The sequence below is a fragment of the Kineosporia succinea genome (assembly GCF_030811555.1).
GTDB lineage: Bacteria > Actinomycetota > Actinomycetes > Actinomycetales > Kineosporiaceae > Kineosporia > Kineosporia succinea.
In genome coordinates, this window is sequence record NZ_JAUSQZ010000001.1 from 4,604,752 (window position 1) to 4,622,813 (window position 18,062).

At 72.8% G+C, this 18,062-nt stretch carries 17 protein-coding genes; 10 read left to right on the forward strand and 7 right to left on the reverse strand.

Annotated elements, in window-relative coordinates; all coding sequences use genetic code 11:
• Window positions 1-46: 46 nt before the first annotated feature.
• The 5 genes from J2S57_RS20035 to J2S57_RS20055 form a co-directional block, all read right to left on the reverse strand.
• On the reverse strand, window positions 47-1,213 hold the full coding sequence (locus tag J2S57_RS20035) for a CpaE/TadZ family protein (RefSeq protein ID WP_307245251.1): 1,167 nt from the start codon (window positions 1,211-1,213) through the stop codon (window positions 47-49).
• Entirely contained in the window at window positions 1,213-1,887 is a 675-nt protein-coding gene (locus J2S57_RS20040) for an SAF domain-containing protein (protein WP_307245253.1), read from the reverse strand. Before J2S57_RS20040 ends, J2S57_RS20035 begins: the two co-directional genes overlap by 1 nt.
• Window positions 1,888-2,007: 120 nt before the next feature.
• Window positions 2,008-3,648, reverse strand: coding sequence for a TadE/TadG family type IV pilus assembly protein (locus tag J2S57_RS20045; RefSeq protein WP_307245255.1), 1,641 nt, complete (start codon window positions 3,646-3,648; stop codon window positions 2,008-2,010).
• Between the two features lies 1 nt (window position 3,649).
• On the reverse strand, window positions 3,650-4,108 hold the full coding sequence (locus J2S57_RS20050; protein ID WP_307245257.1) for a TadE/TadG family type IV pilus assembly protein: 459 nt from the start codon (window positions 4,106-4,108) through the stop codon (window positions 3,650-3,652).
• Window positions 4,109-4,288: 180 nt separating this feature from the next.
• Window positions 4,289-6,073, reverse strand: coding sequence for an AMP-dependent synthetase/ligase (locus J2S57_RS20055; RefSeq protein WP_307245258.1), 1,785 nt, complete (start codon window positions 6,071-6,073; stop codon window positions 4,289-4,291).
• 197 nt (window positions 6,074-6,270) lie between these two features.
• Between J2S57_RS20055 and J2S57_RS20060 the strand changes: the two genes are divergently transcribed.
• The 7 genes from J2S57_RS20060 to J2S57_RS20090 all read left to right on the forward strand — a co-directional run bounded on the left by J2S57_RS20060 (window position 6,271) and on the right by J2S57_RS20090 (window position 11,701).
• Complete coding sequence (locus J2S57_RS20060; RefSeq protein ID WP_307245260.1) at window positions 6,271-6,900, forward strand: hypothetical protein; 630 nt, start codon at window positions 6,271-6,273, stop codon at window positions 6,898-6,900.
• Window positions 6,901-7,026: 126 nt separating this feature from the next.
• Entirely contained in the window at window positions 7,027-7,470 is a 444-nt protein-coding gene (locus J2S57_RS20065; RefSeq protein WP_307245262.1) for an SRPBCC family protein, read from the forward strand.
• Window positions 7,471-7,474: 4 nt separating this feature from the next.
• The gene (locus J2S57_RS20070) at window positions 7,475-8,641 is read left to right on the forward strand and encodes an ArsA family ATPase (RefSeq protein WP_307245264.1); all 1,167 of its coding nucleotides are present in this window, start codon (window positions 7,475-7,477) and stop codon (window positions 8,639-8,641) included.
• A 10-nt stretch (window positions 8,642-8,651) separates the two neighbouring features.
• Complete coding sequence (locus J2S57_RS20075; protein ID WP_307245267.1) at window positions 8,652-8,942, forward strand: hypothetical protein; 291 nt, start codon at window positions 8,652-8,654, stop codon at window positions 8,940-8,942.
• Between the two features lie 90 nt (window positions 8,943-9,032).
• Complete coding sequence (locus J2S57_RS20080; protein WP_307245269.1) at window positions 9,033-9,983, forward strand: ROK family glucokinase; 951 nt, start codon at window positions 9,033-9,035, stop codon at window positions 9,981-9,983.
• A complete protein-coding gene (locus J2S57_RS20085) occupies window positions 9,980-10,966 on the forward strand; it encodes an ROK family glucokinase (RefSeq protein WP_307245271.1) in 987 nt (328 codons plus the stop codon). The genes J2S57_RS20080 and J2S57_RS20085 overlap by 4 nt, the downstream gene beginning before the upstream one ends.
• Window positions 10,967-10,999: 33 nt before the next feature.
• Window positions 11,000-11,701, forward strand: a complete 702-nt coding sequence (locus J2S57_RS20090) for an endonuclease/exonuclease/phosphatase family protein (protein WP_307245273.1) — start codon at window positions 11,000-11,002, stop codon at window positions 11,699-11,701.
• A 19-nt stretch (window positions 11,702-11,720) separates the two neighbouring features.
• On the opposite strand, the gene J2S57_RS20095 is transcribed toward J2S57_RS20090, so the two are convergent.
• The gene (locus J2S57_RS20095; protein ID WP_307245275.1) at window positions 11,721-12,770 is read right to left on the reverse strand and encodes a hypothetical protein; all 1,050 of its coding nucleotides are present in this window, start codon (window positions 12,768-12,770) and stop codon (window positions 11,721-11,723) included.
• A gap of 1,119 nt (window positions 12,771-13,889) precedes the next feature.
• Here J2S57_RS20095 and J2S57_RS20100 point away from each other — a divergent pair.
• The 3 genes from J2S57_RS20100 (at window position 13,890) to J2S57_RS20110 (ending at window position 17,459) form a co-directional block, all read left to right on the forward strand.
• Window positions 13,890-14,819, forward strand: a complete 930-nt coding sequence (locus tag J2S57_RS20100) for a lysophospholipid acyltransferase family protein (RefSeq protein WP_307245277.1) — start codon at window positions 13,890-13,892, stop codon at window positions 14,817-14,819.
• Between the two features lie 196 nt (window positions 14,820-15,015).
• Window positions 15,016-16,398, forward strand: coding sequence for a class II 3-deoxy-7-phosphoheptulonate synthase (locus J2S57_RS20105; protein ID WP_370882684.1), 1,383 nt, complete (start codon window positions 15,016-15,018; stop codon window positions 16,396-16,398).
• On the forward strand, window positions 16,398-17,459 hold the full coding sequence (locus tag J2S57_RS20110; protein WP_307245280.1) for a threonine aldolase family protein: 1,062 nt from the start codon (window positions 16,398-16,400) through the stop codon (window positions 17,457-17,459). The genes J2S57_RS20105 and J2S57_RS20110 overlap by 1 nt, the downstream gene beginning before the upstream one ends.
• Window positions 17,460-17,510: 51 nt before the next feature.
• Here the strand turns inward: J2S57_RS20110 and J2S57_RS20115 are convergent, their stop codons facing one another.
• Complete coding sequence (locus J2S57_RS20115; RefSeq protein ID WP_307245282.1) at window positions 17,511-18,035, reverse strand: GNAT family N-acetyltransferase; 525 nt, start codon at window positions 18,033-18,035, stop codon at window positions 17,511-17,513.
• Between the last annotated feature and the right edge of the window lie 27 nt (window positions 18,036-18,062).

The window sequence follows — 18,062 nt, forward strand, 5'->3', positions numbered from 1 at the left end:
GCGGCCGGGTGCGGCGCTGTCACCGGGCGCGTGCGTGTCACCGGGCTCATCGCAGGAACCTTCGCTTCCTCGGCCTCCGGCGCGGGGTGCCGTCGCCCACGCCGATCACCTCGTCCTGCGCGAACTGCTCGATCGCCAGGCTGACCGGGTGCCGGGGGTCGTCCTGCACGATCGGCACACCCCGGTTCACCGACGAGGGCACGTCGCGCGAGCTCGGGATCTGCCCGGCCAGCGGCATCACGGCCGTCTTCTCCACCTCGGCGTGACTGATGCCCACCCGGGAGTCGGACCGGTTCAGCACCAGCCGCAGCCGGTCGCGGGGGTAGCCCAGCTCGATCAGCGTCTCCACGGTGATCTTGAGCGTCTTCAGCGCCGGCACGTCGGGTGTGACGATGAGGGTGATCAGGTCGGACACGTCGAGCGCGGCCAGCACCTGGTCGTCGAAGGCGGGCGGGGTGTCGACCACCACGTAGTCGAACTCGTCGCGCAGCACGTCGAGCAGGTGCGAGATGAGCTTCGGGTGAATGGATTCCGCGGTGCTCGGCTCGGTCGGGGCGACGATCGCGCTGAGCCCGGCGGAGTGCTGGGTGAGCATGGCCGCCACCGCCGAGGAGTCGATCTCGCCGCCCAGCGGCACCGCGTCGGCGATGGTGTGGGCCGGGAACAGCTGCATCGCGATCGCCACGTCGCCGAAGGCCAGGTCCAGGTCGACGATGCAGACCTGGCGGTGCCCGCGGTCGGCCAGCGTGGCGGCGAGATTGACCGCCAGCATGGTCTTCCCGCTGCCGCCCTTGGCCGAGAACACGGTGAGGACCCGGCCCCGGCGCGGTCCCGGCTTCTCGCCCGGCCCGGTCTCGGGCGAACGGTTCAGGCTGCGCCGCACCTCGCTGCGCAGCTGCACGGTGTCGCGGTAGTCGACCACCGCCGACATCCGTGCCCGCAGGGCCTCCTGCAGCAGCCCGGTGGTGATCTCGCGGCGCACCAGGATCACCTCGACGCCCGGCCGCTGCGCCCGGGTGAACTGGGCGACGTCGAACGCCTCGTCGTCGCTGACGTGCGGCCCGAGCACCAGGGTGTCGTCGTCGGACATCACGCCGACGTGGTCGCGCAGGTCGACGACGTCGCTGAACACCGGCCCCCGGCCGCCGGTCTCGGCCGCCAGGGCGGCGCCGGCCGGGGGGTGCGGGTCGAACACGACCGCGGTGCCCCGCATCAGGAGCCGTCCCCGGAGCTCGGGATCACGGTGAAGTAGAGGGGTTCCTGCTTGAGGGTGGCCCCGGCGATGGTCTTCGCGATCGACTCGCTCACCGACAGGCCCACCACCGCCTGCGGAACCGTGGTCGCCCCGACGCTGTTCGTGCCGTCCGGCCCGGCCGCCGCCGAGTCGTCGAGCGAGCCGCCGATCGAGATCACGCGCGCCCTCTGCACCAGCACCTGGGCGTCACCGTTCTCGTCGAGGTGGAAGATGCGCACCGTCGACCCGACGCCGAGCAGGCTGACCGCGCGGTTGGGGTCTTGCAGCTGCACGTCGATGCCGAGCTCGTCGCGCCGGATCGCGCCCTCGGCCAGGGCTCCCGGCTCGCGCAGGTCGCGGGTGTCGATGGTCGCCCCCGACCGGATCGCCGCGGTGGCCACCCGGCCGACCGCCGCGTCGAGGTCGGTGGTGTTGCTGGTCAGCTGGTCGCTCACGCGCATCTCGCGCACGGTCAGGTCGGCGGCGGTGAGGGTGGCGTTCGCCGAGATGTCCTGCCGGGCCACGACGTACAGCGCCGTGGTCTCGCCGCCGGCCGCGCGGTCGTCGGCGGTGCGCACGTACAGCGCGACCATCGCGGTGCCCACCGCGGCCAGCAGGACGGACGTGATCAGGAGCAGCGTGCGTCGTCCCATGCCCGTCCGGCCCGTCCCCTCATGCTCGTGTCGTGCGGTCGCCGTGAGGCGCCCGGATTGCATTCTGTCGCATCCCGAGTCCGGACAGTGGCGGTCCGGGGGGCTTTCGTGTGTGAACGATCACCCCGCGCTACCGCCCAGATCAGGTGTTAGCAGAGCTTCTTTGGGCATAGCGGACCCAAGGTAGGGACCGACCGTGCCCGAACCGGACACGGTCGCGGGGAGGTAGCCCGGGTCGATCACGTAACCCTCGAAGCCCGTGAGAGTGCCTGACTCCCAGAGCAGTCCGCGATCCGCCGAATCCGTACCGATCCAGACATAACGGAAAGAGGTGACGATGGCCGGGGTTTCGGTGGGGTCGACGACCGGGACCACCGCCAGCCGGTGACTGCGCACGGCTGCCGCGGTGATCCAGCCGCGCTCGGCCGGGGTCGCGGCGCGTCCCGAGCTCAGGGCGGCCTTCAGCGACTGGCCGCCCGAGTACCGCTCGTCGGTCAGGTGCGGGCTGCCGAACAGGTCGGTTGCGTCGATGCCGTCGTAGGAGCCCACCGTGTAGGTGCCGTTGCCGGTGTCGCCGATCAGGCGGCCCGGGCGGTTGCCGTCACCGGTCAGCAGGCCCGAGGTCAGGGCCTGCGAAAGTCCGCTCGCGGCAGTCAGGTTCCCGGTCAGGCAGATGGCGGATGCGGTGGCGCAGTCGGTCGCGAGGGTGGCCCCGGTGCGCAGGGTCTCTTCCAGGGAGGCGCCCGACGGCACCGTGAGCAGGGGGTCGGTGCAGGCGCCGGCGCCGGGGGTGGCCGCGGTGCCCGCGTAGGTGAGGGTGATCGGGGTGGTGGTGAAAGCGGTGGACGGGGAACGGCCCTGGCGGCCCGTCGCCCAGATCTCCACGGTGGTGCCGGGGGAGCCGGCCGGGACCGTCACCCGGTACGTGCGCCAGCCCGTGCGGGAGGTGACCGGCGCGCTCTCGCTACCGCTCGTCCGCTGGTGAAAAGTGACATCGCGCAACGAACCCCAGCGTGACGAGGTGAGGCTGAGCGAGGCGTCGGCGCCGGTGACCGGAACGCCGTCGGCGAAGCCGCTGTTCAGCACCAGGCGAACGGGGGACGTGGTGGTGCCGTAGCTGCCCGGGGTGCCTGTTGGCGTGCTGGTCGGGCTGCTGGACGGGCTGCTGGACGGGCTGCTGGTCGGGCTGTCGGTGACGCAGAACGTGCCCTGGTTCGTGCTGGTCAGCGCGAACGGCAGCAAGCCGGAACCGAGCGGGGTGCCGATGCGGGCCGAGGCCGCGCGCTGGATGCTGGCCGAGCCGAATCCCAGGGCCCCGGCCAGCCCGAACTGCACGGTGGCGGGCGGCAGCAGCACCCGCAGGGCCTGGCTCGCGGTGCTCAGGTCGCTCACCGCGTCGGAGGGGGAGACCTGCCCGTCGCGGTCGGAGTCGGCGAAGAAGGTGATCTCGCCGTTGGACTCGTCGCCGTCGGTCCACTGGTCTGCGGTGACGGAGCAGACCTCGCCGCTCTCCTCACCGCTCGCGCAGATGCTCGTGAGCGTGGTGGTGACCTGGTCGAGTGCCCCCTCGGGCTCGGTGATCACCGGCAGCCCCCGGGCACCGGCCAGGGCCAGCCGATCGGCGAGCGACTGCAGGTCGTTCTGCCTCAGGTAGGCCTGGCCCAGGTCGACGGCGAGCGCCGCGACGCCGAGCAGGAAGGTGGAGATGGCCAGCGTGACCACGATCGCGATCACTCCGGCGTCGTCACGAACGGCCCTCACGTCAGCCGCCGCAGCTCGCCAGGTCGGCGTTGAGCACGCTCTGGACGGTGCTGGTGGAGCTGCGGGTGATGGTGTCGGGGAACGGGATCAGCGGGATGCCGATGTCGAAGGGCTTGTAGGTGGCCGTGATCCGCACCTGGCCGAGCACCCGCTCGGGAACGGTGGTGACCGAGTTGTTCTGGGTGAGCCACTCCAGCCGGGCGCCGGCCACGTCGTCGGGGCTCAGGCCGTTGGCGCTGACCGTCTGCTGCACCAGGCCCTCGAAACCCGGGCAGTCGGCGACGCCGGTGGACGCGCGGCGGCTGGCCTCGTTCAGGGCCGCGCTGAACGACTGCAGCTGGAAGAGGCCGTAGCCGTACTGGATGACGCCGAACAGGAAGAGCATGAGAAGCGGCAGCACGAGCGCGAACTCGACGGCGACGGCGCCTCGCTCGGCCTTCGGGGGTCGGGCCAGGCGCATGGCCGTACCTCCTCACCCGTGCTCACTCGGTGCAGTCCTCCGGTGTCGGACAGTCTGCACCATGTGGGGAGCAGTCCGGGCAGGACTGCCGGGATCGGGGAGGAATCTGTCGCCTTTGTGGCGGACTGCGGCCCGATTTCACAGACGCCGTGGGGGATTTCCCCCACGGCGTCGAGGGCACTACGAGTACAGCTGGTCGAGCTCGACGGCGAAGTCCTTGTGGATCACCGAGCGCTTGAGGCTCTGCTTGGGCGTCAGATGCCCGCTCTGCTCGGTGAAGTCGACACTCAGCACCCGGAACTTGCGCACCGACTCGGGCCGGCTCACCAGGGTGTTGGCCTTGTCCACGGCGCTCTGCAGCTCGGCCAGCACGTCGGGGTCGCTCGCCGCGGTGGCCACGTCGGCCTCGGGCTTGCCGCGGTTCTTCAGCCAGGTCGGCAGCATCTCGGCGTCGAGCGTGATCAGGGCGGCCACGAACGGCTTCTGGTCGCCGACCACGATGCACTGCGAGATCAGCGGGTTCGAGCGCATCGAGTCCTCGAGCACCGTGGGGATGACGTTCTTGCCGTTGGCGGTGACGATCATCTCCTTCTTGCGGCCGGTGATCGAGAGGTAGCCGTCGGCGTCGAGCGAGCCCAGGTCGCCGGTGGCGAACCAGCCGTCGTGCACCGCGTCGGCGGTGGCCTGCGGGTTGTTCAGGTAGCCGCGCAGCACGCCGACGCCGTAGGCCTCGATCTCGCCGTCGTCACTGATGCGCACGCCCATGCCCGGCAGCGGACGCCCCACGGTGCCGATGCGGTTGCCGGCCGGGGTGTTGCAGCAGACCGGCGCGGTGGTCTCGGTCAGGCCCCAGCCCTCGATCACCGGCAGGCCCGCGCCACGGAAGAAGTGGCCCAGGTCGCGGCCCAGCGGAGCGCCGCCGGAGACCGACGCACGCAGCATGCCGCCGGTGGCCAGGCGCAGCTTGGCGTAGACCAGCCGGTCGAACACCGCGTGCTGCAGCTTCAGGGCGGTGCCCGGGCCCTGCTCGTCGAGCGCCTGGCTGTAGCGGATCGCGACCTGCGTGGCCCGGCCGAAGATCTTGCCCCGCCCCGAGCCCGTCGCCTTGGCCTCGGCGCCGTTGTAGATCTTCTCGAAGACCCGGGGCACGGCCAGCAGGAAGGTCGGCTTGAACCCGTCGAGGTCGGCGAGCAGGTTGGTGGTGGTCGGGGTGTGGCCCATGGTGGCGCCGGTGACGATGCACAGGCCCTGGATGTAGCGCGCGAAGACGTGCGCCAGCGGCAGGAACAGCAGGGTGCGCGCGCGGTGGTCGACCAGGTCGCCGAACGCCTCGAGGGCCGAGCGGGCCCCGGCGACGAAGTTGCGGTGGGTGAGCTCGCAGCCCTTCGGCCGGCCGGTGGTGCCCGAGGTGTAGATCAGCGTCAGCACCGAGTCGGCCTTCGCCACGTGGCGCCGCTCGTGGATGACGTCGTCGTGGATCTCCGCGCCGAGCTCGGCCAGGGTGGTCACCGCGCCGTCGTCGATCGTCAGCACCTCGCGCAGTGCCGGCAGGTCGGAACGCAGCTGCCCGACGATCTCGCGGTGCGCCGAGGTCTCCACCACGACCGCGACCGCACCGGAGTCGGACAGGATCCAGCGCACCTGCTCGGGTGAGGACGTCTCGTAGACCGGCACGCTGATCGCGCCGGTGAACCAGACGGCCGCGTCGAGGAGGGTCCATTCGTAGCGGGTGCGGGCCATCAGGGCCACGCGATCACCCGCCTGGACCCCGAGGGCGACGAGGCCCTTGGCGGCGGCCACCACCTCACCGAGGAACTCGGCGGAGGTCACCTCCTGCCAGGAGCCCGCTACCTGCCGGCGGAACGCGACGTGGGTCGGACGCTTCTCGGCGTTGCCCACGACGATGTCGCACAGGTTCTCCTCGTCGTCGAGGTGGAACGACCGGGGGACGATGATCTCGCGCACACCGATGAGCCTATTGGTCCGGGTGGGCAAAACCGAGCGTCGTATGGGACTTCTCCGCCCTGGGCGCGGCAAATGCGACGGAAGGCCCGGACTTCGCGACTCGAGTTCCCGGATCCGGCCGCGAATCCGGCAACGATCTGCTCACGGGCTCACCCGACCGGCTCAAGGCCGAGCCCGGTTCGGCCGAGGAAGTCGCCGTGACCGGCTCCGCCTTCCCGCCCCCACCGCAGACGACCGGTGCTGCCCAGCGGTGCCGCGAGTGCGGCGCCCGGATCGCGAAGGGCGTCGACTGGTGTTCGCTGTGCCTGACCCCGGTCGCCGCCCCGGTCGCCGCCCCGGTCGCCGCCCCGGTCGCCGCCCCGGTCGCCGCCCCGGTCGCCGCCCCGGTCGCCGCCCCGGTCGCTGCTCCTGCGCCGTTGGTGCCGGGTCCCCGGGACGAGCCGACGGTGGACGCCGCGGGCACCGACCCCGCGGTCGGAACCACCCCGGCCACGGAGGCGACCCGTTCGCCCGCCCCGGCCACCACGTCCACCGTCGAGAACCCGGACACCCGCCCCGAACGCCGGCGCAAGGGGCGCCACGTGCTCGAGCCCCGGGATCCGGCCGAGGCCGCCGGTGCCGCGCGCGCCGAGGAACGGCAGGCGAGCGAGCTGGTCGCCGGGCTGGCGGCCGACGAGGCCCGGAGCCCGTCGGCGCTCGCGGTGGTGAAGGCGCACCTGGCCCTGGCCCAGCTGCCGGGCGGCCGTTACGCGGTGGCGTTCGGTGGGGGGCTGCTGCTGCTCGCGCTGCTGATGGCGGGACTGACCGTGCTCGGCATGCTGGTCTGACGGTTGCTCCCACGGCTGCTCCCACGGCCGGAGCGACGACTGCGGTCGCGGGACGACCGTGCGTGGCGGTACGCATGGGAGGTACCGGTAACGTTCGGAACCCCGCCGCACCAGAGAGAGGCCCGCATGGCCGACCAGACCGAGTCGAGCGTCGTCATCGACTCCGATCCCGGGAACGTCCTCGGGGTCATCGCCGACTTCGAGCGCTATCCCGAGTGGACCGGCGCCGTGAAGGAGGTCGAGGTGCTGGACCGCCTGCCCGACGGCCGGGCCGCCAAGGTGCGGTTCACGCTCGACGCCGGGGCGGTCCGCGACACCTACTCGCTCGACTACTCCTGGGCCACCGGGGCCGACGGCACCGGCGAGCTGACCTGGAGGCTCGACCAGTCCGGCGTGATGAAGGCGATGGACGGCAGCTACCGGCTGGCCCCCAGCGGCTCGGGCACCAGGGTCACCTACTGCCTGGCCATCGACCTGCGGATGCCCATGCTCGGCATGCTGCGTCGCAAGGCCGAGAAGACGATCATCGACACGGCCCTCAAAGAGCTCAAGAAGCGCGTGGAGTCCTGAGCCGATGCCGCCCGTGCGCCTCGTGGTGTTCACCGGCAAGGGTGGGGTGGGCACGACCACGACGGCCGCCGCGACCGCGGCCCGGGCGGCCGGTCAGGGACTGAAAACCCTTCTGCTGTCGGTCGGGTCCTCGCTCGCAGACGTGCTCGCCACGTCGGTCGGCGCCGAGCCGGCCGAGGTGGCGGCCGGGCTGTTCGCGCAGCGGATCGACCCGCGGCAGGTCGCCGCGCGGGTGTGGGACCCGGTGCGGACGATGCTGCCCGCCGCACTCGACGACCTCGGCCTGGACCCGGTCGGCGCCGAGGACCTCGCCGACCTGCCCGGGCTGGACGCGCTGCTCACCCTGGTCGCCGTGCGCGAGCAGGTGCATGACGGGCCCTGGGACCTGGTGGTGCTCGACTGCCCGGCGGCGTTCGAGGTGTTCGCCGTGCCCGCGCAGCTGGAGCGTCTGCTGCTGCGCCTGCTGCCGATGGAGCGGCGCATCGACCGGCTCACCGCGCGCGGCATGACCGGAGACCCGCTGGTGACGGCCGTCGACGGCCTCGCCCGGGAGCTGGCCTCGGTGCGCTCGATGTTGTCCGGCGCCCGGGTGCGGCTCGTGCTCACGCCCGAGGCGACGGTGCTCGCGCACTCCCGGCGTCTGTTCACGGCTCTGGTTCTCTCCGGCCTGACGGTGGACGCGGTGGTCGCCAACAAGGTCTTCCCGCCCGGGGTGCCGGGAGACCGGGGTGGCTGGCCGGAGAGCCGGCGGGATCGGCAGCAGGAGCTGCTGGAGGAGACCTCCGCGTTCGGGGTTCCGGTGCAGCGGGTGGAGTACGCGCCCGGGGAACCGGCCGGGGTGCGGGCGCTGGCCGCCCTCGAGGTGCCGGACGGGCTGTCGGCTCCGGAGGGTCTGCCGGCTCCGGAGGGTCAGGTCGATCCGGACGGGCGGATCGAGCGCACCGGTACCGGTTTCACGCTGCACCTGGCGCTGCCCCTGGCCCGGCGCGACGACCTCGACCTGGGGCGCCGTGGGGACGACCTGGTGATCACCGCGGCCGGCTACCGACGCGTCCTTCATCTGCCCGCCGCCCTGCGCCGGTGCGAGGTGACCGGCGCGAGTCTGCGTGACGGAACCCTGGCCGTGCGTTTCGTTCCCGATCCGGCGCAGTTCCCGGCCCGGTGGGTGTGAGGCTGGTGCCGTGAGCCACCGACACCTCGAACCGGGCGCGCTGCCGCCGGAGTGGGGCCGTGCCCTGACCTCGCTGCAGGACGCGCTCGCCACCGACGACGACTGCCTGGTCTGCCTGGGCGTGGGGGCACTGCGCGACCACGGGCCCGACCTGCTCGACCGGGTCTCCGGGGTGGCCGCCGACCTGGCCCGGACGCTGCGCGAGAATGCCCCCCAGGAGCCCGTTCGGGGTGATCGGGGGACCGCGCCCACCCGCCGTCCGGCGCCGCCCACTACGGTTCGGATCGACGTCTCCGACTGAACGCCGGCTTTCGGCCTCCGCCGGAGGGCGTCCCACGCACAGACCGTTCCGGAGAGAGTCCGGAACCCGAGCACGACAGGGGTTCGAGAAGTGGAACTGACGATCGGGGTGGACGTCGGCGGAACGAAGATCGCCGCCGGTGTCGTGGACGCCGACGGACGGATTCTCGAGCGCCTACGGGTGCCGACCCCTCAGAGCGTCGACGAGATCGACTCCGGCATCGCCGAGGCCGTGGAGAAGCTCAAGCAGACCGAGGCGGGCCGTCAGGTCGCCGCGGTCGGGGTGGCCGCGGCCGGGTTTGTCAGCGAGCACCGCAGCACCGTGCGCTTCGCGCCGAACATCGCCTGGCGGGAGCACCCGCTGGGCGACATCGTGGGCAAGCGCGTGGGCCTGCCGGTGATCGTGGAGAACGACGCGAACGCGGCGGCCTGGGCCGAGTACCGCTTCGGCGCCGGGCAGGGCTCGACCGACGTCGCGACGGTCACCGTCGGCACCGGCGTGGGCGGCGGCATCGTGCTCGACGGCCGGCTGCTGCGCGGCGCCTACGGCATCGCGGCCGAGATCGGCCACATGCGGGTCGTGCCCAACGGCCGGGCCTGCGGCTGCGGCCAGGCCGGCTGCTGGGAGCAGTACGCCTCCGGCCGGGCGCTCGCCCGCTCGGCGTTCGAGCTGGCGATCCGCGACCCGAAGGCCGCGGCGCCGCTGATCGAGGCGGCCGGCGGCAAGATCGACGGCTTGGTCGGCAGCATGATCACCGAGGTCGCGCTGTCCGGCGACCCGGCCGCGATCGGGCTGTTCAGCGAGCTCGGGCGCTGGCTCGGCGAAGGCATCGCGGCGCTGGCCAACGTGCTCGACCCCGCGGTCGTGGTGATCGGCGGGGGCGTGGCCGAGGTCGGCGACCTGCTGCTCGGGCCCGCCCGCAAGGCCTACGCCCTGCACCTGTCCGGCGGCGCCAACCGCCCGCACCTGCAGATCCGCCCGGCCCAGATGGGCAACGACGCGGGCATCATCGGTGCGGCCGACCTGGCCCGCACCCGATGAGCACGGTCTCGCAAGGGCTGGCGATCGGTGTCGACATCGGTGGCACCAAGGTCGCGGCCGGGGTGGTGGACCCCAGCGGCGCGGTGATCGCGCGGGCTCGGCGGGCCACCCCGGCGCGCACCGCCTCGGCCCGGGTGGTCGAGGCGACCATCGCCGACGTGGTCGAGGAACTGCGCCAGGGCCGGGAGATCCTCGGTGTCGGGATCGGGGCCGCCGGCTTCGTCGACGCCGACCGGGCCCGGGTGCTCTTCGCACCGCACCTGTCCTGGCGCGACGAGCCGCTGCGCGACGGCGTCGCCTCGGCCGTCGGGCTGCCGGTGATCGTGGAGAACGACGCCAACGCGGCGGCCTGGGCGGAGTGGCGTTTCGGCGCCGGCCGGGCCGAGTCGCGGCTGGTCATGGTCACGCTCGGCACCGGTATCGGTGGCGGCATGGTCTTCGACGGGGTGATCCAGCGCGGTCGCTACGGCATGGCCGGCGAGTTCGGGCACATGGTGGTCGTGCCCGACGGACGCCGCTGCGAGTGCGGCAACCGGGGCTGCCTCGAGCAGTACGCCTCGGGCAACGTGCTCGGCCGCGAGGCCCGCGAGATGGCCGCGGCCGGGTCACCGGTCACCGTGCCGCTCGTGCAGCGGGTGAAGGGTGACCACGCGGCGCTGGTCGGGCCGCTCATCACCGAGGCCGCGATGGACGGCGACCCGGCCGCGGTCGAGCTGTTCCACGAGGTCGGGCACTGGCTCGGGATCGGCCTGGCCAACCTGGCCGCCGCGCTCGACCCGGGCCTGTTCGTGATCGGCGGGGGCGTGTCCGACGCGGGCGACCTGCTGCTGGCCCCGGCGCGTGAGTCGTTCCGGCGGACGCTGACCGGGCGGGGGTTCCGGCCGTTCGCGTCGATCGTGAAGGCGGCCCTGGGGCCGGAGGCCGGGCTGGTCGGGGCCGCCGACCTGGCCCGGCGTGAGGCGTCGTTGCTGACGGGGGAGTGAGCACCGGTGGAACCGGGTCCGCGGATCAGGGTGATGAGCTGGAACATCCGGCACCTGCAGGGTGATCCGCTGGCCGTGCACCGGGTGGTGCGGGCCGCGGCGCCCGACGTGCTGTGTGTGCAGGAGGGGCCGCGCGTGCCCGGTTCGCACGGGCAGTTCGCCCGGCTGGCCCGGGCCTGCGGGCTGCACCACCTGGCCGGGGGCCGCACCGCGGGCAGCAACGCGGTGTTCACGTCCGGCCGGGTGCGCACCCGTGACGTCGCGACCTTCACGTTCCCGCTCGGCCACTGGCGCGACAACCGGCGCGGGGTGGTGCTGGCCACCGTGCAGCCGCTGAGCGGGGGCCCGGCACTGCGCGTCGCCTCGGCGCACCTGCCGACCGACCAGGGGCAGCGGCTGCAGCACGTGCGCACGCTGGCCCGGCAGCTGGGCGACTTCGGCCTGCCCGCGGTGCTGGCCGCCGACCTGAACGAGGGACCCGGCGGGCCGTGCTGGCAGGCACTGGAGCCGCTGGTCGCGGACCCGGCGCCGGGCGCCCCGGCGACCTATCCGGCGGACGGGCCACGGCACCGCATCGACGCGATCCTCACCGGGCGGGGCGTAGAGGTGCTGGAGTACGGCACCTGGACACCCGACGAGGCCGACGTGAAGCTGGCCAGCGACCACCGGCCGGTGGTCGCCGAGCTCCGGGTCCTGTCTCCCGAGAAGCCCTCCGACCGGTCCGGCGCGCGGTGACCGGCGGCCGGGACCGGGCCTAGACCACGGCTCCGTCGTCGTCCTCGTCGTCGCGGTGCTTGGGCATGCGGGCGACCAGCGTGACGAAACCACCGGCGAAGCAGGCCAGGGCGACGGTCACGTAGAGCTGAGGCGCGGTGCGCCAGGCGACGACCGAGATCAGCAGGAACAGCGGGCCGCCGATGACCGCGGCCCAGGCCAGCCGGCCCAGCAGGTCACCCCGGGGCAGGGGCGGCGGCTCGGGCGGCTCGAAGCGGTGCTCCGGCTCGGCCACGGGGGAGTAGTCGCGCGGGCCGGTGCTGGTGGTGCGGAGCTCGTCGGGCAGGTCGTCAGGGTCGTACTCGTCGAGGGGGCCCGGCTCGGGGTGGTTGCGGCGGTCCGGCTCGGCCCGCTGGTCGGTATCGCCGGTGGACGCGGTGGGGTCGTCGGGGAAGCCCCACTCACCACCCCACTCCGAGCCGCGGGCGCGGTTCGGAACGGCGTCGGGGTTCTCGTCCTCGTAGTGCCGGCGGGTCTTCTCGGCCTCTTCGGGGGTGGGCCAGGCCGTGGGGGGTTCGTCGCCCCAGCCGGCGATGATCTCGGCGAAGCGGGCGTCGACGTCGAGATTCGGGGCGCCCTCGGCGGGGGGCCCGGCCGCCACCGGGGGAGCGGAGGGGATCGGTGCCGCGGGCGTGACGGGGACCGGGGCGCCGGTGGTGGCGGGCCCGGCCTGCTCGGTCTGGCCCGGGCGGGAGGACTGGTCCTCGGGGTCGGCGGCGTTCGTGCGGCCGGTCTTGGGGGCTTGCTCAGGCGGGCCCTGGCGTTCGGTCTGGCCCTGCCGCTCGGTCTGACCCTTGAGGTCGGCCGGGTTCGCGTGGTCGGGCTGGGGCTTGCGCTCGGCCGGGCTCTGGCGGGCGGCCTGGTCGTCGAGGTCGGCCGGAGTGTCGGTCTTGCCCTCGCGCTCGGCCGGGGCCGGGGTCCGCCCCGGTCCGGATGCCGCGGCCGGCTCGGAGGACTCGGTGCCGGGCGCTGCGCTGGGCAGGGTGCCGGACTCGGTGTCGCGGTCGGACGGGTCGCCGGCGGTGCTCATCGGGCGTCCTCCGTCAGGTTCGCACTGGCCGTGCTCTGCGTCGCCACGGCACCACTGTCCCGCAGGATCGGCCCGCGTGCGCGCGAAGGGCTCACCCGGGCGGGTCCTGCCTGGTCGGGCCGGTGGCCCCGGGCGGCCGCGACCAGGCGCGTCCCGATCGCCGCCCGACGATCAGGAACGTGCGCCGCCGAGGTGGAGCGGAAACAGTTCGTGGACGGGCTCACCCGCGTCGTCAGAAACGGACTCACCGGCGTCCTCACGGACGTACCGACCGGCGTCCTCACGGACGTACCGACCGGCGTCCTCACGGACGTACCGACCGGCGTCCTCACGGACGGGCCGACCCGCGTCCTCACGGACGCGCCGGAGTGCGTCAGCCACGTGATGGGTCTGGTGTGTGTCAGCCGGGCGGTCGGATCGGTCCGCGTCGGACGGGCCGCCGGGCTGGTTCGCGTCAGCGGCGCCGCGGCGGACTGCGCCTCGAGCGCCGCCGGGTCGGATCGCGGGTCGTGCGCCAGCGGGTTGATGAGAATCACTCCGTCCACCCCCGGAACCGGCCCGGGACTCCTCGCCCGGCGCTGCCGCCGGGCCTGATCGACTGCTCCCACGGCCCCGCCGGTCGCGTTCGGCCGTACCCGCCTCCGGGCCGGGGTCCTGGCCGCTCTGTCGCCAACCGGAGGGCCGCACGGGGCATTCCCCGTAGCCTTCCCCACCGCGAAAAGGACCGCCAAGACTGCCCTCTGGGGACATCAGCGCAGGTGGGAGAGTAGGTGGGCAGGGCCGACGGCTCGCCCGGACGACGCACGGTCACGGCGGCTCCCTCGTCGGTCGACGGCCAGATCGCCATCGTGACACGGACGCGGAGACTTATCGAGTGGCTTGCGCGATCCGCGAACACCGGGCGAACACGAGTGGGTTGTGACCGTTCACGTCAAGTGCGGCTCGTCTGCCGACAGGCTGACAGGAACCCGGCGAACCGGACTTGACGATCGGGCATCTTGGCGGTCGGGGGCGCGACAATGGATAGTGTGCGTCGGCCGGGCGAGGCGTCCCCGGCCGACCGGGTCGTGGTGGCCCGGTGCGCACACGCGCGCTGGCACGCGGTCAAAGGAGGTGGCGATGCTCTACTGGCTGCTGCGGCGCGTTCTTCTCGGACCTCTGATCCGAACGTTGTACAAGCCGTGGGTCAAGGGTCTCGAGAACATCCCGAAGAAGGGGCCGGTCATCCTGGCCTCCAATCACCTGTCGTTCTCGGACCATTTCTTCCTGCCCCTGCACGTGAACCGCAAGATCACCTTCCTGGCGAAGGCCGAGTACTTCAACGGCCGCGGCATCAAGGGCCGTCTCACAGCGGCGTTCTTCCGGGGCGTGGGGCAGATCCCGATCGAGCGGTCCGGCGGCCGGGCGTCCGAGGCGGCGCTGGGCACGGGCATGAAGGTGCTGAGCAAGGGCGAGCTGCTGGGGATCTACCCGGAGGGCACCCGCTCGCCCGACGGCCGGCTCTACCGCGGCCGCACCGGTGTGGCCCGGATGGCGCTGGAGTCGGGCATCCCGGTGATCCCGGTGGCGATGATCAAGACGTTCGAGGTGCAGCCCCCCGGCAAGCTGATCCCGCGACTGCTGCCCAAGGGCGAGGTCGGCGTGGTGATCGGTGAGCCCCTGGACTTCTCCCGGTACGAGGGCATGGCCACCGACCGGTTCGTGCTGCGCTCGGTGACCGACGAGATCATGTACCAGCTGATGGTGCTGTCCGACCAGGAGTACGTGGACATCTACGCCGCCACCATGAAAGAGCGGCTGGCGGCGGCGAAGCGCAGCGGGGCCGACACCGGACTGCCCTCCGGTCACGCGGAGCTGGCCGTGACCCCGGGCGGTCACGCCGAGAAGGCTGCGGAGAAGGGCGCCGACAAGGCCCCGGACAAGGCGTCCCCGAAGGACAGGGCGAAGGACAAGGCCGCCCCGAAGGACAAGGCCGCCCCCAAGGACAAGGCCGTTCCGGACGACGCCAAGGACCAGAACGAGGCGGAGAAGGACGGCAACGCGGCCTGAGCGCCACGACGCGGAGCGAAGGGCGGATCGGCCCGGCCCCGGCGAACGACCGCCGGTGACCGTGCTGGTCCGCCCTTCGTTCGTCCCGGCCGCAAATCCTGCGGCCCCGACCCGCGTCCGTACGAAATCCGGCAACCACCGAAAGGGCTTGCGCCGCCCCCGTACTCTTGTGCCCGTGAGCGCCCCACTGCATCCCATCACCAGTGCCGACCTCTACCCGACGAGCACTCCGGACACGGCGGCCGCGGCTCTCGAGGCCGGTCTCGACGTCTGGCGTGACCTTCCCGCCGCGCAGCAGCCCGAGTGGCCTGACCGCGCCGAGCTCGAGGCCGTGGCCGCCGAGCTCGCCTCGGTGCCGCCGCTGGTGTTCGCGGGGGAGTGCGACCTGCTGCGCGGGCAGCTGGCCGCCGCGGCGCGGGGCGAGGCGTTTCTGCTCCAGGGCGGTGACTGCGCCGAGACCTTCGCCGAGGCCACGGCCGACCGCATCCGCAACAAGATCAAGACGATGCTGCAGATGGCCGTCGTCCTGACCTACGGCGCGAGCATGCCGGTGATCAAGCTGGGCCGGATGGCCGGGCAGTACTCCAAGCCGCGCAGCAGCACGCAGGAGACGCGTCAGGGCGTCACGCTCCCCGCCTACCGTGGCGACGCGATCAACGGCTTCCCGTTCGAGGAGGCCTCGCGCACGCCCGACCCGAAGCGGCTGCTGAAGGCGTACCACACGTCCAGTTCCACCCTGAACCTGATCCGTGCCTTCACCAAGGGCGGCTTCGCCGACCTGCGCCAGGTGCACGAGTGGAACCGGGGCTTCGTCAGCAGCCCGGCCAACGCCCGCTACGAGGCGATGGCGCGTGACATCGACCGCGCGATGAAGTTCATGATCGCGGCCGGCGGCGACACCGACGCGCTGCGCACCGTCGACTTCTGGTCCAGCCACGAGGGTCTGCTGCTCGACTACGAGCGCGCCCTCACCCGCATCGACTCGCGCACCGGCACGCCCTACAACGTGTCCGCGCACTTCGTCTGGATCGGCGAGCGCACCCGTCAGCTCGACGGTGCCCACGTCGACCTGATGTCGCGGGTGCGCAACCCGATCGGCGTCAAGATCGGCCCGACCACCACCCCCGACGACCTGATGAAGCTCGTCGACAAGCTCGACCCCGAGCGCGAGCCGGGTCGTCTGACGCTGGTGAGCCGGATGGGCGCGGGCAAGATCCGGGGCAACCTGCCGGCGCTGGCCGAGACCACGAAGAAGGAGGGTCTGCCCGCCCTCTGGATCTGCGACCCGATGCACGGCAACACCTTCGAGTCGGCGTCCGGCTTCAAGACCCGCCGCTTCGACGACGTGATGGACGAGGTGCGCGGCTTCTTCGAGGTGCACAACGCCGTCGGCACCGTGCCCGGTGGTCTGCACGTCGAGCTCACGGGCGACGACGTCACCGAGTGCATGGGCGGCGCCGAGCACATCGACGACGCCGACCTCGCCACCCGCTACGAGACGCTCTGCGACCCGCGCCTGAACCACCAGCAGTCGCTGGAGATGGCGTTCCTGGTCGCCGAGATGCTGACGGGCCGCTGATGAGCCCGACCCCGGCGCCCGTCGTGGACCTGCGCAGCGACACGCTGACCAGGCCCACCGCCGGCATGCGCCAGGCCATCGCCGAGGCCGTGGTGGGCGACGACGTCTACGGGGAGGACCCGGAGGTCAACGCCCTCGAGGCCGAGGTGGCGCAGCTGCTCGGTCACGAGGCCGGGCTGTTCTGCCCCACCGGCTCGATGTCCAACGTGCTGGGGGTGCGCTCGCTGGTGGCCCCCGGCCAGGAGATCCTCTGTGACTCGCTGGCCCACATCGTGCGCGCCGAGCTCGGCGCGCACGCCGTGTTCGGCCAGGTCACGACCCGCACCTGGCAGTCGTCGCGGGGTCTGCTCGATGCCGACGAGGCGCTGCGCATGGCCGTGCCCGACGCCGGGCCCTACTTCGTGTCCACGGCCGCCATCGCGGTCGAGGACACGCACAACTTCGGGGGCGGCACCGTGCAGTCGCCGTCCGAGCTGCGCCGTCTGCGGGCCGGGGCCGACGCCCTGGGCCTGAGCGTGCACCTCGACGGGGCCCGGCTCTGGAACGCGCACGTGGCGTCCGGGGTGCCGCTGACCGAGTACGGCTCGTTCGCCGACACGGTGTCGCTCTGCCTGTCCAAGGGCCTGGGCGCGCCGGTCGGTTCGGTGCTGGTCGGCAGCGCCGAGCGCATCGAGCAGGCGCGGATCTGGCGCAAGCGCATGGGCGGCGGTATGCGGCAGGTCGGTCTGCTGGCCGCGGCCGGGCGCTACGCGCTGAAGCACCACGTCACCCGGCTCGCCGACGACCACGCCCGCGCCCGGTCGATCGCCGAGGCGCTGGCCGGGGTCGACGAGACGATCGTCGAGCCGGAGCTGGTGCGCACCAACATCGTGGCCTCGGAGTGGCCCTCGTCCACCGCGGCGCAGGCGTTCATCGCCGGCTGCGCGGAGGAGAACATCCGGGTCGGGGCCGTCGGCTCCCGGGTGGTGCGTCTGGTGACGCACCTCGACATCGACGAGGCGGCCGCGGGGCGGGCCGCCGAGGTGCTGCCCGCGATCGCGAAGCAGGCCCTGACCGCCTGACCACCCGCAAAGCCGGATGGAGGACGCCGGTGCCCACCGGCGTCCTCCATGTCAGCTGTCGTGGCGGAGCCGGCTGTACTGCACCATGTCGTGCCAGGTGCCCAGTCGGAACTGCGCTCCGCGCAGCACTCCCTCGCGGGTGAAACCGGCCTTCCCGAGCGCCTTCTGCTCGGCGAGGTTCTCCACGTCGGTGCTGGCCTCGATCCGGTTCACGGTCGTGTAGCGGAACAGCCACTCGTAGGCCAGACGCTGTGCGGCGGTGCCGACGCCCTGGCCCCGGGCCGACGGCGCGATCGCGATACCGAGGTTCAGCGACTGGCTGCCCCGGTTGGGCCCGTAGTGCACGGGGTGCCAGCTGACCGTGCCCACCGGCTCGCCGGCCCGGCAGATGATCAGCAGCCCCTCGTCCTCGCTGATCATGCCGTTGACGGCGAACCGCTCGTGGTACTGGTGCTGGCGGCGGGCCATCGGCAGGAAGTCGCCGAAGGCGGTCTCGTGGTCCGGGTCGTTGCGCCAGCGGGCCAGGAGGGGGATGTCCTCCTGGCCCACCGCGCGGAGCGTCACGTCGTTCGTCACGTCAGGTACCACGTCAGCGGGTGGCCG

Bases quoted from the DNA above. Each gene is read 5' to 3' on its own strand.
- J2S57_RS20100 (WP_307245277.1), top strand. From the start codon at position 13,890: ATGCTCTACTGGCTGCTGCGGCGCGTTCTTCTCGGACCTCTGATCCGA.
- J2S57_RS20040 (WP_307245253.1), bottom strand. From the start codon at position 1,887: ATGGGACGACGCACGCTGCTCCTGATCACGTCCGTCCTGCTGGCCGCG.
- J2S57_RS20065 (WP_307245262.1), top strand. From the start codon at position 7,027: ATGGCCGACCAGACCGAGTCGAGCGTCGTCATCGACTCCGATCCCGGG.
- J2S57_RS20090 (WP_307245273.1), top strand. From the start codon at position 11,000: ATGAGCTGGAACATCCGGCACCTGCAGGGTGATCCGCTGGCCGTGCAC.
- J2S57_RS20050 (WP_307245257.1), bottom strand. From the start codon at position 4,108: ATGCGCCTGGCCCGACCCCCGAAGGCCGAGCGAGGCGCCGTCGCCGTC.
- J2S57_RS20070 (WP_307245264.1), top strand. From the start codon at position 7,475: ATGCCGCCCGTGCGCCTCGTGGTGTTCACCGGCAAGGGTGGGGTGGGC.
- J2S57_RS20110 (WP_307245280.1), top strand. From the start codon at position 16,398: ATGAGCCCGACCCCGGCGCCCGTCGTGGACCTGCGCAGCGACACGCTG.
- J2S57_RS20095 (WP_307245275.1), bottom strand. From the start codon at position 12,770: ATGAGCACCGCCGGCGACCCGTCCGACCGCGACACCGAGTCCGGCACC.
- J2S57_RS20085 (WP_307245271.1), top strand. From the start codon at position 9,980: ATGAGCACGGTCTCGCAAGGGCTGGCGATCGGTGTCGACATCGGTGGC.
- J2S57_RS20035 (WP_307245251.1), bottom strand. From the start codon at position 1,213: ATGCGGGGCACCGCGGTCGTGTTCGACCCGCACCCCCCGGCCGGCGCC.